We start from the raw sequence: 15799 nt of genomic DNA on the forward strand, positions 1-15799 counted from the left end.
GCGGTCCCGCGGCTGCTCAGGCGCGGTCGACGGCCATGGCGGCGGTGTTCGCTGCGGTGTGCGCGGCGGTGTCGGCGTCCGCGTGCGCGCCGGTCATGGCGTACGGGTCGAGGGCGTCGGCGGGGTGGTGCTCGATCTGGAGCCGCAGGCCGAGGTCGTGCTCGGCCGCGACCTCCAGCAGCACCTCCATCGCCAGGTGGTCCTCCAGCGCGAAGCCGGTCGAGTCGAAGACCGTCAGCCGGCCGCGCAGCGCGTCGGCGGCCGACGGATCGGCGCAGAGCTCGCCGAGGCTGAGCCCGATCTCGTGCGGCGCCAGCCGCTGGCACTCGCCCTCGTGGCGGGCCTGCTCGGGGTGGTCGGGGCTGACGTAGGCCCGGCGCAGCAGGTCGAGCGGCAGCTCGGTCTTGCCGACGAGGTCGGCGCCGATGGCGTTGACGTGCAGGTGGGGGCGGATGGTGGCGTCGGCCGGGAGGACGGGCCCGCCGCCGACCGGGACGGTGGTGGCGGTGCAGATGATGTCGGCCTCGGCCGCGATCCGGTGCGGTTCGGCGACCTGCACGTCGAGGCCGAGGAACGCCACCCGGTCGGCGAGGCTCGCCGCGTGCGCCGGGTCGGTGTCCCAGGTGAGCACCCGCTCGATCGGGAAGACGCGGGTGAGGGCGTGGAGCTGGGTCACCGACTGGGCGCCGGACCCGATGAGTCCGACCACGCGGCTGTCCGGTGCGGCCAGCAGCCGGCTGGCGACGGCGCTCGCCGCGCCCGTACGGATCGCGGTGAGCAGCACGCCGTCGATCAGCGCGGTCAGCGAGCCGGTCGTGTCGTCGAAGCGGGCGACCGTGCCGATGATGGTCGGCAGGCCGAACCGCCCCGGGTTGGCGGGGCTGTAGCCGACGGTCTTCAGGGTGATGCTGTCGCCGGCCTCGCGGTGCGGCATCCACTCCCAGATGCCGGGGACCGGCTCCTCGCGGTTGAATCCGCCGCGCTGCGGGGAGAGCGCGCGGCGGCCCCGGCCGACCTCGGCGAGGCCCTCGGTGAGGCGGTCGATGACGCGGTCCATCAGGGCGTCGCGGCCCACGCTCTCCACAGCCCGTGTCACGTCGCGCTCGCTCAGGACCCAGGTCTCCATCAAACGCTCCCAGAGTTTCTCGTTGGCCGGCGCTTCCGGCGCCGGCCGGAGGCTGAGCGGACATCGTCGGAGGGCCTCTTGACACGCGCCTGATGCCGCTGACGGGGCGTACGGCGGCCCCTGCGGCGCCGGCGGTCCCTGCGGCACCGTCAGCGGCCCCCGCGGCGCCGTCAGCCGGCTCAGCGCCGTGTCAACGGGCCTGCCGAGACTCGCCGGGCACCCGTGCCGTCGCCCGCCCGAGGGCGCCGGACCCTTGGTGAGCACGACGGAAGGACGAGCAATGCTGGATGGATGCGTGCCGTGGCCCCCGGAGGTCGCCGAGCGCTACCGCGAGGCCGGGTACTGGCGCGGTGAGACGCTCGGTGCCCTGCTGCGCGGCTGGGCCGCGCGGTACGGGGACCGGGTCGCCCTGGTGGGTGACGACGGCACCCGGGTGACGTACCGCGAACTGGACCTGTGGTGCGACCGGCTGGCCGCCGGTTTCGCCGGGCAGGGTGTGGCGCCGCGTGAGCGGGTGCTGGTGCAGCTGCCGAACACCCCGACGTTCGTGGCGGTCTGTTTCGCCCTGTTCCGGGTGGGCGCGGTGCCGGTCTTCGCGCTGCCGTCGTACCGCAGTGCGGAGCTGCGGCACCTGGCGGAGCTGTCGGGTGCCGTCGCGATGGTGATCCCGGACGAGGTCAGGGGGTTTGACCACCGTGCGCTCGTGCGCGGCCTGCTGCCGGAGCTCCCGCACGTGGCCCGGGTCTTCGTGGCGGGCGATCCGGGCGGAGAGGAGGACGGCCTGGTCGCCCTGGCGGCCCTGGAGCGGGATCCGGTCGCACTGCCCGAGCCGGACGCCTCCGACGTCGCGTTCTTCCTGCTGTCCGGCGGTACGACCGCGCTGCCGAAGATGATCCCCCGCACCCACGACGACTACGCGTACCAGACCCGGATCACCGCCGGGATCTGCGAACTCGGCGAGGACACCGTCTACCTGGCGGTGCTGCCGGTGGAGTTCAACTTCCCGTGGGGCTGCCCCGGCATCATCGGCGTGCTGGGCGTCGGCGGCCGGGTGGTGTTCGCCCCGGACCCGACCCCGCAGACCTGCTTCCCGCTGATCGAGCGGGAGCGGGTCACCATGACCTCGGTCATCCCGACCATCGTGCACCTGTGGCTGGACGCGGCCGGGCGCACCGGCCACGACCTGTCCAGCCTGGACGTCGTACAGGTCGGCAGTTCCAAGCTGCACGACGAGGTGGCCGCCCGGATCGAGCCCGAGCTCGGGGTGCGGCTCCAGCAGGTGTTCGGCATGGCGGAGGGGCTGCTGACCTTCACCCGCTACGACGACCCGCGGCAGGTCGTCCTGACCACCCAGGGCCGGCCGGTGTCGCCGGCCGACGAGATCCGGGTGGTGGACGGCGACGACCGCGAGGTGCCGGACGGTACGGTCGGCGAGCTGCTGACCCGCGGCCCGTACACGCTGCGCGGCTACTACCGCGCTCCGGAGCACAACGCCTCGGCGTTCACCGCGGACGGCTTCTACCGCAGCGGCGACCTGGTCCGCCGGACCCCCACCGGGGAGATCGTGGTGGAGGGCCGGGTCAAGGACGTGGTGATCCGCGGCGGCGACAAGGTGTCCGCGACGGAGGTCGAGGGCCATCTGACGGCGCACCCGGGGGTGCAGCAGGCCGCGGTGGTCGCGATGCCCGACCCGGTGCTGGGCGAGAAGACGTGCGCCTACGTGGTCGCCGACCGGGACGGCCCGGCGCCCATCCTGCCGGAGCTGCGCCGGCTGCTGCGCGCCCGCGGCCTGGCCGACTTCAAACTGCCGGACCGGCTGGAGGTGGTGGAGGACTTCCCGCTGACCGGCCTCAACAAGGTGGACAAGAAGGTCCTGGCGGCCCGGGCCGCGGCCCTGGCCGGATCCGTGCCGGGTGGCTCGGTCGCGGGCCGAGGGGGTGCGCGGTGACGGCGGCGCAGCGCTACCTGGTGCCGTTCCAGCGCCGGGGGAGCATCGTGGGCCAGGCCGACCTGGCGGCGCTCGCCTCGGTCGTGCACTCGGCGGAGCCGCTGTCGGCGGGGGTGTGGCGCGAGCGGTTCGAGCAGCGCTTCCGGGAGGTCACCGGGGCCCGCCACGCGCTGACGGTGACCAGCGGGACGGTGGCCCTGGAGCTGGCCGTCCGGCTGCTCGACCTGCAGCCCGGCGACGAGGTGATCGCCACTCCGCAGACGTTCCAGGCGACGGTGCAGCCGTTGCTCGGCCACGACGTCACCGTCCGGTTCTGCGACGTCGACCCGGACACCCTGAACATGGACCCGCAGGTCCTGGATTCGCTGATCACCGACCGGACGAAGGCCATCCTGCTGGTGCACTACGGCGGCCTTCCGGCGGACATGGCGGCCATCCTGGCCCGGGCCCGCCGCGCGGGCGTCGTGGTGGTGGAGGACTGCGCGCACGCGCTGGGCGCCTCCTACCGCGGGGTCAGCCCCGGCGCGCTCGGCGACATCGGGTGCTTCAGCTTCCACTCGACGAAGAACATCACCACGCTCGGCGAGGGCGGCATGATCACGCTGAACCGGGCCGACTGGGCCGAGCGGGTCGAGCGGCTGCGGGGCAACGAGGTGGACGGGGTGTTCGCCCCGGTGCCCGGCTACGCCGACGACGAGCCGGCGCTGCTGCCGTGGATGCGCTTCTCCGCCGACGTCTACCGCCGCCGGGCGGTCGGCATCCGGGGGGCGGGCACCAACGCCACCATGTCCGAGGCCGCCGCGGCGGTCGGGCTGGTGCAGCTGGACGCGCTGGAGCGCTTCACCGAGCGCCGCCGGTGGATTGCGGCCCGGCTGGACGCCGCCGTGTCGGCGTTCCCCGGCACCCGCCTCCAGCGCACGCCGGAGGGCAGCACCCACGCCTACCACCTGTACACGTTCTTCGTCACGGCCGGGCGCGAGGTGCGCGAGCACTTCGTGCGCGCCCTGGACCGCATGGGCGTGGAGGTCCAGCTGCGGTACTTCCCGCTGCACCTGCTGCCCGAGTGGCGGCTGCGCGGCCACGGCCCGGGCGAGTGCCCGCAGGCCGAGCGGGTCTGGTTCGACGAGCACCTGAACCTGCCCTGCCACCCCGGGCTCACCGACGAGCAGGTCGACCACCTCGTCGAGTCGGTCACCGCCGCGCTCCACGAGGCCACGGCCCTCGCCGGGAAGGGCCGGCCGCTGGCCGTCCGATGACGGCCCGCCGGCCCGCCGGGCTGCCGGAGGCTCCCCGGCCCTCTTTCACCGACCAGACCCGAAACGGACCCGAGAAAGGCTCCTGACGTGCCCTTCATCGACGTGAAGATCTACGAGCGCCGCTTGGACGAGCGGACCGAGCGCGAGCTCGTCGAGCGGATCACCCAGGCCGTGGTGGACGTCTTCGACGAGTCCATCCGGCCGCAGACCTGGGTGGCGCTGACGGGCGTCGAGCCGCGCCGCTGGGGGATCGGCGGTGTCACCGGCAGCTGACCGGCTGCCGCCGTGCGGGCCTGTGGGACTCAGTCCGACAGGCCCGCACACATGCCGGCGATCAGCCAGTCGAGGGCGCGCTCGAAGTCGAGGTCGCGCATCTCGCCGAGGCTGAGTCCGGAGCGGCGTTCCATCAGTCCGCCGCCGGCCGCGATCTCGGGGGCCTGCGCGATGCTGCCGGCGACCTCCTCCAGGAACTCGTCGGCCGTACGGCCCGCTTCCTTGCCGTACTCCAGCCAGCGGCTCTCCATCGAGGTGAAGCCGTACACGTACTGGAAGACGGCCGACAGCGCGGCGGGCCGTTCGGCCTCGGGCAGCGGCGAGCGGGCGATGACCGCCTGCGCGCAGGCGGAGAACTGCATGCTGTGCGGGCCGATGTTGAGGTACTCGCCGTACGAGCGGATCGCCCACGGGTGGCCGACCATGGTGCGCCGCCAGGAGAGCGCCAGCGCACGCAGGTCCTCCCGCCAGTCCCGGCCGGCCGCCGGGTCGGGGAGCTCTATCTCCGCCGCCACGGCGTCGAGGGCCAGCTCCATCAGGTCGTCCTTGTTCGCGATGTACCAGTAGACCGACATCGGGGTGACGCCGAGTTCCGTGGCCAGCACGCGCATCGTGAACTTCGCGTCGCCCTGTTCGTCGAGCAGCCGCACCGCGGCGGCGACGATCCTCTCCCGGTCCAGACTGCCCGCTCCCGAACCGCGTTCGGGACCCCGGCGTCCGCGGGTCGTCGGCTCCGGGGTGAGCCACACGCTGCTTCTCGGCTGCGAGGCGCGCTTGGCGGCCACGTTCGTCCTCCCTGGGGTCGTCCTTCGGCTACGGGCTGTACAAAGGTACGCGGCCGGGTGCGAGCAGGCTCGCACCCGGCCGTCGGGTGGGGATCAGGCGGCGGCCGGGTCCCCGGCGGGGGCCGCGGAGGCTTCCGCCGTGGCGGCCGCGGCGGCCTCGGCGCGCGCCGCGCGGTGGAGGAGCAGGCCGGCCAGCAGGCCGCCGGCGAACACCGCCGCGGCGCCGATCAGCTGGCTGGTGCCGACCCCGGACGCGAACGCGTCCCGGATCTGGTCCTGCACGTCCGCAGAGGAGTCGGCGGCGAGCGCCTCGTGCAGCGACCCGGCCGTGCCGGCCGCCACGGTGGCCGGAAGCAGCGCCGCGAAGCGGGAGTTCAGCACGGCACCGAGGATCGCGACGCCGAGGCCGCCGCCGAATTCGGTGATCGTTCCCTGGACGCCCGCACCGACACCGGCCTTCTCCGGCGGGATGGAGCCCATGATGGCGTTGGCCATCGCGGGCATCGCCAGGGCGATGCCGGAGCCCATCAGCACCAGGCCGACCAGCATGCCGCCGTAGCCGCTGCCGCCCACGGTGGCGACGGCCGCGAGCCCGCCGGCGAGCAAGGTCATGCCGGAGGCGATGGTCCCGGCGGCACCGAGCTTCGGCAGCACCTTCGCGCCGACGCCCGCCAGGTTGAGCCCGACGATGGTCAGGGCGAGCGGAGCCATCCGCAGGCCGGCTTCCAACGGGCTGTAGTTCAGGACGAGCTGCAGGTGCTGCGTGAGCAGGAACAGCGAGCCCGCCATGCCGAACGCGACGAGGATGCCGCCGGCCACGGCGCCGTTGAAGCGCCGGTTGCGGAAGAAGCTCATGTCGAGCATCGGCGCCGGGACGTGCAGCTCCCAGCGGACGAAGGCGGTGAGGCCCGCCAGGCCGATCAGGGCCGGCACCAGCACGGTGACGGACGTCCAGCCGTGCTCCGGGCCGGAGATGATCGCGAAGACCACGCCGACCATGCCGACCGTGGAGAGTACGGCGCCGACCAGGTCCGGGCGCTTGCCCAGCGGGTTCTTGGTCTCCGGGACGAGCTTGGCGACGGCCAGGCCGCCGATCAGCGCCACCGGGATGTTGATCAGGAAGATCGAGCCCCACCAGAAGTGGGCCAGGAGAACGCCGCCCAGCAGCGGGCCGCCGGCGAAGCCGAGCGAGCTGACGGCACCCCACAGGCCGATCGCCTTCGGCAGTTCCTCGCCGTCGAACACCTGCATGATCACCGCCAGGGTGGTGGTCATCAGCAGGGCGCCGCCGATGCCCATGCCCGCACGGGCGGCGATCAGCTGGCCGGACGACGCGCTGAAGGCCGCGGCCGTGGAGCACAGGCCGAACACGACCAGGCCCGTGATCAGGGCCTTCTTGCGGCCGTACCGGTCGCTGAGGCTTCCGGCGGTGAGCAGCAGGCCGGACTGGACCAGCGCATAGGCGTTGATCATCCACTGGATGTCCGCCGTGCTCGCGCCCAGGTCTTCGGTGAGCGCGGGGATCGCGAGGTTCAGGACCGTGTTGTCCAGGAGGACGACGAGCTGGGCGAGGCAGATGACGCCGAGGATCACCCAGCGCCTGGGGTTGCGGGCCGTTACAGGCGCCGCCGTGATCTGTGTGTCTTGCAAGGAGACCTCCCAGGAGTGAGTGAGGAACTGTTCTACAACGTATATGAGAGCTATACGATGTACAAGTGGATTGCGGGTGAAGCCTGCCCGGGGCGCGTGAAGTGCGACCCGGACACGGAAAGGGGCCGTCCGGTCGGGGACGGCAGGGGTGGGGGCCGGTTCTCAGACGGCGGTTGCGCGCGGGGCGCCGGCCGGGACGGCGGGCTCGCAGTCCAGTTCGCCGCGCTCGACCGGACCGGCCGCGATCAGGGGGAGCATCAGCTTCCAGAATCCGGAGAGGGATCCGGAGGCGAGCCAGGCGGAGTCGAACCGCGCCAGCACGCCGAAGCCCAGGACGGTGGCCGTCACGACCCCGGCGACATCGGAGGGCGTCACGGCCGAGGTCAGCGAGCCGTCCCGGCCGGCCTGCTCCAGCAGCCGCACGACACTCCGGCGCCACTGCTCCGGGAGGTCGTGAGTGGCCTGCCGGGCCGCGTCGCCGCTGAGCCGGAACCCGGCGCGCACCACCACGTCCTCACGCAGCCGGAGCATGAGGGCGTGGCTGGTGTCGACCAGGGCCTGGAGGGCGGAGGCGCCCTTCCGGGCCGCTCCGTCGACGAGCGCGCGCATCCGCTCGGCCGCCTCCGCTTCGACCGCGGCGGCGAGCGCCTCCTTGCTCTCGAAGTGGAAGTGCAGGGCCCCGTTGCTGACACCGGCGCTGTTGCTGATGGCGGTGAGCGAGGCCACCGCGAAGCCCTGCCGGTCGAAGGCCTCGGCCGCCGAGAGCACCAGCTGGGTGCGGGTGCGGACGGCGCGTTCCTGTTTGGGCGTCAAGGGAACTCCTGGCGTGCACCGTCCGGCTGCGAACAAACGAACCGTTCGGTTCGCTGAACGGCTCGTGTGCTGCCGACGGGCGTGATTCGGGTACGGGCAGGTCAGGGCCGCGTGAAGGGCGGCCGAGCCCCCGGATGAAGGGAAGGTGCCCGCTGCCCGCACCTGACGCCGAGCGGGCGCCCGGTGCGAGTTGCGGCGCTGCGGCATCACGATACAAACCGTCAGACCCGATTGCCAAGCCAAAGCAGACCGCTTGCCTTGTTTTTGGCCGAAGTTCCCGCCGGCCTGCCGTCCGGCGGTCCGATTCCGGCGGGCGGGACGGCGGACGCAGACATGCCGGGCGCCCCCTGGGTGCCCGGCATGGCCTGACGTCGGTGTTCCTACTCGCCGGCGGCCTTGGTGGCCTCGGCGGCCTTGCTGGCCTCAGCCTCAGTGGCCTCAGTGGCCTCAGTGGCTTTGGCGGCCTCAGCAGCCTCAGCAGCCTCCGCAGCCTCAGCAGCCTCCGCGGCCTCGGCGGCCGCCGCGACCTTCGCGATCCGCTCCTCGCCGGTGTCGATCCAGGTCAGCATGGACGCCGGTACGATGCTGGGCAGCACGTGGTTCCACATCACCGAGATCCGGTGGCCGAGGTCCTGGCGGTCCGAGGCGACCCGGGAGACCGCCTGGAGTCCGGTGAAGCAGCCGACGATGAAGTCGCCGGTTTCCTTCGGGTTGACGTGCGGAAGCACCTCCCCGCGCTCCTGGGCCTCCGCCAGCAGCCGGGCGCAGATGTCGCCCCACGCGCCGAAGGGGTTGGCGTCGGAGAAGTCCACCGCCCCCTGGTCCAGCGAGAGCCGCGTGCCCGCCCGCAGGATCGGATCGTGCAGCATGCCGTGGGCGACCAGCATGGTGAGGTCGACCAGCTCCTGTGCCTTGGAGCCGGACTCCGGCACCGCCACGTGCAGGGTCTGCTCGGCCAGCACGCCGCGGGCCAGCTCTTCCTTGGAGGCGAAGTGGAAGTACATCGCGCCCTTGGTGACCGAGGCCCGCGAGAGGATCTCCGCCACCGAGGCGGCCTCGAACCCGTACTCGTCGAAGACCGAGGCGGCCGCCCGCACGATCGCCTGCCGCGTGCGGACGGCCCGTTCCTGTCGCACTGCCACCCGTTCCTGTCGCACTGCCATAGGGCTACTCCTGTCATACATCCGCCGCTGTCGGACGACCCGGCCAGTCAGCCTAGATAGATCAACATCCGGCTATCAAAAGAACCGGTTGGTATGTATCTTATCGGCAAGGGGGGACGGCGGAAGCGCCCGTCCCGTGGCATCGGCTTTTATGGGGGATTCCATGTCTGTTGTGATGCTTCAGCACGAAACCGCGCCTGTGGCGATCCCGGCCCAGCGCGCGGCGTCCCAGACCGGTCGACCGGCCCACGTACCGGCCATGACCAGCACGGTTCCGCGGCAGCTGGTCCACCGGGCGGCGGTCGCCGAAGTGTTTCTGACGGGCTGGAGCCGGACCGCGGAGAACCGGTTCGCGCTGACCGCCCAGTGGCCCAGGGCGCACAGCTACTTCACCCCGGTGAACGGCTGCTACGACCCGCTGCTGGCCTCCGAAACCATCCGACAGGTCGGTACCCTGCTCTCCCACGCGGAGTTCGGCGTCCCGTTCGGGGACCAGTTCCTGATGTGGGACCTGCACCACAGCGTCAGGCCCGAGCAGGCGGGCGTGGGTGCCGCGCCGGCCGACCTCGAACTGGACGTCATCTGCTCCGACATCCGCCGCCGAGGCCGCCGCCTGGCGGGCATGCGCTACGAGGTCACCCTCTACTGCGGCGGCCAGGTGATCGCCACCGGTGGCGCCGCCTTCGACTGCACCAGCCCCGCCGTCTACCGGCGGGTCCGCGGCGACCGGGCCGGCGCCAAGGGCCTGCGGCCCCTGCCGCAGCCGCTCGCCCCCGCGTCGGTCGGCCGCTTCCTCACCACGGACGTCGTCCTGTCCGCCACCGAGCGCCCGCTGGAGTGGCAGCTGCGCGTGGACGACCAGCACCCCGTGCTGTTCGACCACCCCGTCGACCACGTTCCCGGCATGGTGCTGATGGAGTCCGCCCGCCAGGCCGCCCAGGCCGTCGACCCGTCCCGGCCGTTCCTGCCGACCACGATGCGCTCCGAGTTCATCCGGTACGCCGAACTCGACAGCCCCTGCTGGATACAGGCGGAGCCGCTGCCGGCGGCCGACAACGGCGACCGGCAGGTCCGCGTCACCGGCCACCAGGACGACACCCTCGTCTTCAGCTGCCTGATCGGGGCCCCGGGCGCGGCCGAGTGAGCCGCCCGGCCCCCGTCGCACCCGCCCCCGAGTGGCTTCCGACGGCCGGGGCCGCCCCGTACGGCCCCCCGGCTCCCCGGCAGATCCTGGTCACCGGATCCACCGGCTTCATCGGCGGCCGGGTCGCCGCCGCCGCCCGTACGCTCCCCGGCGCCCGGCTCGTCCTGGCGAGGCGTTCGGCCGACCGCCCGGACGAAAACGATCCCGCGGTCCGGTACGTCCACGCCGACCTCGCCGACCCGGCCGGCCTGCAGGGGCTGTGCGAGGGCGTCGACATCGTGCTCCACTGCGCCGCGCAGGTCGGCGGCCCGGAGCAGTCGGCCCGGACGGTCAACGAGGAGGGCACCCGGGCCCTGCTGGCCGAGGCCGAACGCGCCGGAGTCCGCCGCTTCGTGCAGGTCGGCACCGCCTCCGTGTACGGCCGGGGGGTCTTCCGGAACGCCGGACCCGAGCACCTCCCCGTCGCGCCGCTCTCACCCACCAGCCGGACCCGCGCCGCCGCCGAGCGGCTCGTGCTCGCGGCCGGCGGGACGGTGCTGCGCCCGCACCTGGTCATCGGTGCCGGCGACCGCTGGGTGGTGCCGGGCATGGTCCGCCTCCACCGGCGGCTCGCCGCCTCCGTCGACGGCTGGCAGGCCCGGATGTCGGTGGTCGACGTCGACGACCTCGCCCGTGCCGTGACCGCCGTCGCCGTCGACCCCCGGGACACCTCCGGCGTCTGGCACCCCAACCACCCCGAACCGGTCGACTGCGCCCGGATCTTCGGCGCGCTGGTACGCCTGCTCGGCCTGCCCGCGGGCACCGGGGACATCGAAGCCGGTGAGGCCCGCCGCCGCCTCGCCGACCACCCGGTCCTGCTGCACCACCTCGCCATGCTGACCACCGACCACTGGTTCGCCAGCTCCCGGCTCTGGCGGGAGACCGGCTGCCCGGCCGGCGGCGCGTTCGAGGAGAGCCTCGCCCGCCACGCCCCGTGGTACCGCGAGCACCTCGGGACGGACGCCTGAGGCCGGCCGGGCCGGCCCGGCCGGCCTCAGGCGTCCGGAATTCGGACGTCTTCCAGAGGATCGTGAACTAGAGGATCGTGAACCCGCCGTCGACCACCAGGGTCGACCCGGTGACGAAGGACGCCCGCTCGCTGCACAGCCACGCGGCGGCCTCGGCGATCTCCTCGGGCTCGGCGGTACGGGGCTGCGGCGTGGCCCGGTGCAGCATCTCCTCGGCGTCCGGGTTCTGTGCGAACCAGTCCGACACCATCTCGCTGCGGGTCGTGCCGGGCGCGATCGCGTTGACCCGGATGCCCCGGGCGCCGTACTCGGCGGCAGCCGCCTTGGTCAGGCCGATCACGGCGTGCTTGGACACCACGTACGGCGCGGCGACCGGAGTGGCGACCAGGCCGCCGGTGCTGCTGGTGTTGACGATCGAACCGCCTGCTCCGGATTCGAGCATCGCCGTGATCTCCGGGCGCAGGCAGTTGAACACCCCGCGCACGTTGGTGTCCATGATGTCGTCGTAGACGCGGTCGTCCATCAGGTGCAGCGGCGTGCGGGCGGCCCCGTAGCCGGCGTTGTTGAACGCGGCGTCGAGCCTGCCGAAACGTTCCACCGTGAACTCCACGGCACGCACCGCGTCCTCGGACCGGGTCACGTCGGCGACCACGTACGCGGCACGGGCGCCCTGCGCCCGCAACTCGTCCACCAGTCCGGCCAGCCGCTCCTCGCGGCGGGCGGTGACCACCACCGCCGCGCCCTCCCTGGCGAACACCCGTGCCGCGGCCGCGCCGATGCCGCTGCTGGCTCCGGTGATCAGTACGGTCCTGTCGGCCAGAAATCCTTGTCGATCAGTCATTTCCGGAGTCTTTCATCCGATGATCAGGCTCCGGCGGGCGGGTTGTCGGCGCATCCGGCCGGGCACCCGCCGCCTGAAAAGACCGGCACCCGGCCGCGCCCCCGGGGGTTAGGGCGTACGGCCGGGTGCCGGCTGCGGGCGGCGGCACCGATCACATCGGATCGATGTCCGCCGTCCCGCCGTCGACCCGGATCCACCGGGTGATCTGGAGGTCCCGCAGGAACGCCAGGTCGTGGCTGACCACGATGAGCGCGCCCTGGTAGGACTGCAGGGCCTGGGTGAGCTGCTGCACGCTCGCCAGGTCCAGGTTGTTGGTCGGCTCGTCGAGCATCAGCAGCTGCGGTGCGGGGTCGGCCAGCAGCAGCGCCGCCAGCGTCGCCCGGAACCGCTCGCCACCCGAGAGAGTACCGACCAGTTGGTCTGCCTTCCGGCCGCGGAAGAGGAAGCGGGCCAGGCGGGAGCGGATGGCGTTGTCGGTGGCGCCGGGAGCGAACAGGCCGACGTTCTGCGCCACCGTCAGCTCCTCGTCTAGCAGGTCGAGCCGCTGCGGGAGGTAGCGCATCGGGACGGCGGCCTTCACCTCGCCCGCCACCGGCGGGATCTCGCCGACGACGGTGCGCAGCAGCGTGCTCTTGCCCGCTCCGTTGCGTCCCACCAGGGCGATCCGCTCCGGCCCCCGCACCTCGAAGTGGGCCCGGCCGCCGAAGCGGAGCTCGACGTCGCGCACGGTGAGGACGGTGCGGCCCGCGGGTACCGAGGTCTCGGGCAGGTCGACCCGGATCTCCCGGTCGTCGCGCACCGCCTCCTCGGCCTCGGTCAGCCGCTCCTTGGCCTCCTCCAGCCGCTCCAGGTGCATGTTGCGGTGCTTGCCCGCGGCCACCTGGGCCTGGCGCTTGCGCTCCTTCATCACCACCTTGGGCTCCCGCTTGTTCTCGTACATCTTGTTTCCGTAGCGGACGCGGCGGTCCAGCTTGATCCGCGCGTCGGCCAGCTCCCGCTTCTGGCGGCGGACGTCGGACTCGGCCACGCGCACCATGCGCTCGGCCGCCTCCTGCTCCACGGCCAGGGCCTCCTCGTAGTCGCTGAAGTTGCCGCCGTACCAGCGCACCTCGCCGCTGCGCAGGTCGGCGATCTGGTCCACCAGGTCGAGCAGCTCCCGGTCGTGACTGACGATCACCATCGAGCCCTTCCAGGAGCCGACCGCCTCGTAGAGCCGGCGGCGGGCCTCCAGATCGAGGTTGTTGGTCGGCTCGTCGAGCAGCAGGACGTCGGGACGGCGCAGGAACTGGGCCGCCAGGCAGAGCAGGACGGACTCCCCGCCGGACAGTTCGCCGATCCGGCGGTCCAGCGTGACGTGCGTCAGCCCCAGCTTGTCCAGCGTCGCCCGGGCCCGCTCCTCGACGTCCCAGTCGTCACCGATCACCGTGTACAGCTCCTCGGAGGTGTCGCCCGCCTCGATCGCGTCGATGGCGGCGCGGATCTCCGCGATGCCGAGCGCCTGCTCGACCCGGACCTCCGGCTCCAGCACGACGTTCTGCGGCAGGTAGCCGAGTTGACCGGTCACCTTGACCGAGCCGCCGCTCGGCTTGAGCGCTCCGGCCATCAGCCGGAGCAGGGTGGACTTGCCCGAGCCGTTGACGCCGATCAGCCCGGTCCGGCCGGTGCCGACGACCAGGGAGAAGTCGGTGAACACCGGGGTCCCGTCGGGCCAGGCGAAGGAGAGGTCGGCGCAGACGACGGATGTGTTGGTCAAGGTCATGAGTCCTCCTGAAGTCATGTCTGTCCCGGGACGGCGGGACGGCGGTCGCGGGCGGACGCCGTCGGCCCCGCGGCGTGCGGGTGACGGATCGTCTGGTGGCGGGCCGGAAGCGGCTCGCCGGCGGGAGCGCTGCACGCACCACCCCTCCGGGGGCGCGGGCACCACATGACTTCAGAAGAGCAACGGCGTTCTCCCATGAACGGCAGCAGTTCTTCTACAGCGTATACCTATTGGCGCCCGAGCGCTCCACCAATCGGATGCACCGTCAACTGACGGCCCGGTGGGCGGTGGTCGGTGCCGTGCGCGACACCGGCGTCCCGGACGCCACTCTAAAACAGACCGACTGGTCTCTGAACCACAAACCGTATAGTCTGTTTTTATTGCAGGGGGCGGCGCACTCGCCGGCCCCAGGGCCCCATGCTGGGCAAAAGAACAGGGGAGACAGCGTGGACATCGACGTGCTGGGATCGCTGACCGTACGAGAGGGCGGGGCGCCCATGGCCCTGACCGCCCCCAAGCCGCGCCAACTGCTCGCCGTCCTGGCGATGCACGCGGACCGGACGGTGCCGGTACCCCTCCTGATCGAGGAACTGTGGGGCGGCCGGCCCCCGAGATCGGCCCGCAACACCCTCCAGACCTACATCCTCCAGCTCCGCGAACTGATCGGCCAGGCACTGCGGCTCGCCGGCGACCCGCACGACGCCAAGCGGGTCCTCGCCACCGAACCCGACGGCTACCGCCTCGACACCAGGGGCGGCGCCATCGACACCCACGAGTTCGAGCGCCGGGCCGCCGCCGGCTACCGGGCCATGGCCCAGGAGGACTTCGCCACCGCCTCCCGCCGCCTGCGCGACGCGCTCGCCCTGTGGCAGGGACCGGCCTTCGCCGGCATACGCGCCGGCGCGCTGCTCGAAATGGAGATCCGCCGCCTCGAAGAGGCCCGGCTGTGCGCCCTCGACCAGCGGATCGAGGCCGACCTGCGGCTCGGCCGCCACCGGGAACTGGTCGGCGAGCTGACCGTCCTGACGTCCCGCCACCGCATGCACGAGTCGCTGCACCGCCAGCTGATGATCGCGCTCCACCGCTCGGGCCGGCGCGGCGAGGCACTCGCCGCCTACCAGCGGCTGCGCATGACGCTCGTCCGCGACCTGGGCCTGGAGCCCTCGCCGGCCCTGCGCCGCCTCCAGCAGTCGATGCTCGCGTCCGGCCCGGAGCGGGAGGCCGTCGAACCGTCCTGGGGACGGCTCGCCCACGCCGGCTGAGCGGATCCCGTTCCCCGAACGGAACCGGATCCCCGACCAAGAGAAAACGGACCGGGATCCCCGACCAAGGGAAACGGACCGGATCCCCGACCAAGAGAAGGAGACCTGCGATGCAGGAGAGATCGGTGATCACCTGCCGGAGGCTGGTGACCGCCGCAGCGGAACTGTTCGACCGCAAGGGGTACGTGAACGCGACCCTGGGGGAGATCACCGGTGCGGCACGGGTCACCAAGGGGGCCCTGTACTTCCACTTCGCCTCCAAAGGCGAACTGGCCCACGCCGTACAGACCCGCGGCTGCACCCTGCTGGCCCAGTCGGTCGACCGGCTCGCCGCCCGCAGCAGCTCACCGCTGCAGACCCTGATCGACTTCACCCACTGGCTGGCCCGGGGGCTGCGCGAGGAGGCCGCCCTGCGCGCCAACTTCCGCCTCAGCAGGGAACTGCGCGGCGAGGAGGTGGCCGGCGGCGACTTCACCCGGGCGTGGATGACCACCGCCTGGTCGCTGCTCGACCGGGCCGGCGCGGCCGGGGAACTGCAGGACGGCGCCGACCGCACCGGACCGCAGACGCTGCTCGCCGCGGCGGTGGCCGGCATCGAGCTGCTCGCCGCCACCGACATGCCCGACGAGGAACTCACCGCCCGGGTCGCCGCCCTGTGGGACCTCGCCCTGCCCGGCCTGGTCGGGCCGTCCGGGCGGACCGACTACCGGACGACTCCCCCCTGAGAGGGAGCCCCGCCCCGCATCTGGTCCTTACGAGGGAGCAGGCCCCG

General features: G+C 72.7%; 14 protein-coding genes. 7 read left to right on the forward strand and 7 right to left on the reverse strand.

What is annotated here, in order from left to right; genetic code table 11:
- Positions 1-16: 16 nt before the first annotated feature.
- Positions 17-1126 carry an ornithine cyclodeaminase family protein gene (locus ACIQUT_RS23605; protein WP_403565379.1) on the reverse strand — a complete coding sequence of 370 codons (1110 nt, stop codon included), beginning with the start codon at positions 1124-1126 and terminating at the stop codon, positions 17-19.
- Positions 1127-1406: 280 nt separating this feature from the next.
- On the opposite strand from ACIQUT_RS23605, the gene ACIQUT_RS23610 reads away from it, so the two are divergent.
- From ACIQUT_RS23610 to ACIQUT_RS23620, 3 genes are all read left to right on the forward strand, one after another.
- Entirely contained in the window at positions 1407-3074 is a 1668-nt protein-coding gene (locus ACIQUT_RS23610) for a (2,3-dihydroxybenzoyl)adenylate synthase (RefSeq protein ID WP_403565381.1), read from the forward strand.
- Complete coding sequence (locus ACIQUT_RS23615; protein ID WP_403565382.1) at positions 3071-4330, forward strand: DegT/DnrJ/EryC1/StrS family aminotransferase; 1260 nt, start codon at positions 3071-3073, stop codon at positions 4328-4330. Before ACIQUT_RS23610 ends, ACIQUT_RS23615 begins: the two co-directional genes overlap by 4 nt.
- An 87-nt stretch (positions 4331-4417) precedes the next feature.
- Positions 4418-4603 carry a tautomerase family protein gene (locus tag ACIQUT_RS23620; RefSeq protein ID WP_179175028.1) on the forward strand — a complete coding sequence of 62 codons (186 nt, stop codon included), beginning with the start codon at positions 4418-4420 and terminating at the stop codon, positions 4601-4603.
- A 29-nt stretch (positions 4604-4632) separates the two neighbouring features.
- Here the strand turns inward: ACIQUT_RS23620 and ACIQUT_RS23625 are convergent, their stop codons facing one another.
- The 4 genes from ACIQUT_RS23625 to ACIQUT_RS23640 all read right to left on the reverse strand — a co-directional run bounded on the left by ACIQUT_RS23625 (position 4633) and on the right by ACIQUT_RS23640 (position 9014).
- Complete coding sequence (locus ACIQUT_RS23625; RefSeq protein WP_403565383.1) at positions 4633-5388, reverse strand: TetR/AcrR family transcriptional regulator; 756 nt, start codon at positions 5386-5388, stop codon at positions 4633-4635.
- A gap of 93 nt (positions 5389-5481) precedes the next feature.
- Entirely contained in the window at positions 5482-7038 is a 1557-nt protein-coding gene (locus ACIQUT_RS23630) for an MFS transporter (RefSeq protein WP_403565384.1), read from the reverse strand.
- 162 nt (positions 7039-7200) lie between these two features.
- Complete coding sequence (locus ACIQUT_RS23635) at positions 7201-7851, reverse strand: ScbR family autoregulator-binding transcription factor (RefSeq protein ID WP_403565386.1); 651 nt, start codon at positions 7849-7851, stop codon at positions 7201-7203.
- Positions 7852-8231: 380 nt separating this feature from the next.
- Positions 8232-9014: a ScbR family autoregulator-binding transcription factor gene (locus ACIQUT_RS23640; protein WP_403565387.1), complete on the reverse strand. Its 783-nt coding sequence runs from the start codon at positions 9012-9014 to the stop codon at positions 8232-8234.
- A 259-nt stretch (positions 9015-9273) separates the two neighbouring features.
- On the opposite strand from ACIQUT_RS23640, the gene ACIQUT_RS23645 reads away from it, so the two are divergent.
- Together ACIQUT_RS23645 and ACIQUT_RS23650 are read left to right on the forward strand one after the other, a co-directional pair.
- Positions 9274-10158, forward strand: coding sequence for a ScbA/BarX family gamma-butyrolactone biosynthesis protein (locus ACIQUT_RS23645; protein WP_403565389.1), 885 nt, complete (start codon positions 9274-9276; stop codon positions 10156-10158).
- Entirely contained in the window at positions 10155-11165 is a 1011-nt protein-coding gene (locus ACIQUT_RS23650) for an NAD-dependent epimerase/dehydratase family protein (protein ID WP_403565391.1), read from the forward strand. Before ACIQUT_RS23645 ends, ACIQUT_RS23650 begins: the two co-directional genes overlap by 4 nt.
- A gap of 67 nt (positions 11166-11232) precedes the next feature.
- Here the strand turns inward: ACIQUT_RS23650 and ACIQUT_RS23655 are convergent, their stop codons facing one another.
- Positions 11233-12006, reverse strand: a complete 774-nt coding sequence (locus tag ACIQUT_RS23655) for an SDR family NAD(P)-dependent oxidoreductase (RefSeq protein WP_403565392.1) — start codon at positions 12004-12006, stop codon at positions 11233-11235.
- Between the two features lie 151 nt (positions 12007-12157).
- Positions 12158-13765 (reverse strand): ABC-F family ATP-binding cassette domain-containing protein, encoded by a 1608-nt coding sequence (locus tag ACIQUT_RS23660; RefSeq protein ID WP_403565393.1) that lies wholly within the window; start codon positions 13763-13765, stop codon positions 12158-12160.
- A gap of 446 nt (positions 13766-14211) precedes the next feature.
- On the opposite strand from ACIQUT_RS23660, the gene ACIQUT_RS23665 reads away from it, so the two are divergent.
- Together ACIQUT_RS23665 and ACIQUT_RS23670 are read left to right on the forward strand one after the other, a co-directional pair.
- Entirely contained in the window at positions 14212-15027 is an 816-nt protein-coding gene (locus tag ACIQUT_RS23665) for a BTAD domain-containing putative transcriptional regulator (RefSeq protein WP_403565395.1), read from the forward strand.
- Positions 15028-15137: 110 nt separating this feature from the next.
- Positions 15138-15752, forward strand: coding sequence for a ScbR family autoregulator-binding transcription factor (locus ACIQUT_RS23670; RefSeq protein ID WP_403565397.1), 615 nt, complete (start codon positions 15138-15140; stop codon positions 15750-15752).
- The last annotated feature ends 47 nt before the right edge of the window (positions 15753-15799 follow it).

It is taken from the genome of Streptomyces sp. NPDC090445 (genome assembly GCF_044769385.1).
In the GTDB taxonomy this organism is placed as follows: domain Bacteria; phylum Actinomycetota; class Actinomycetes; order Streptomycetales; family Streptomycetaceae; genus Streptomyces.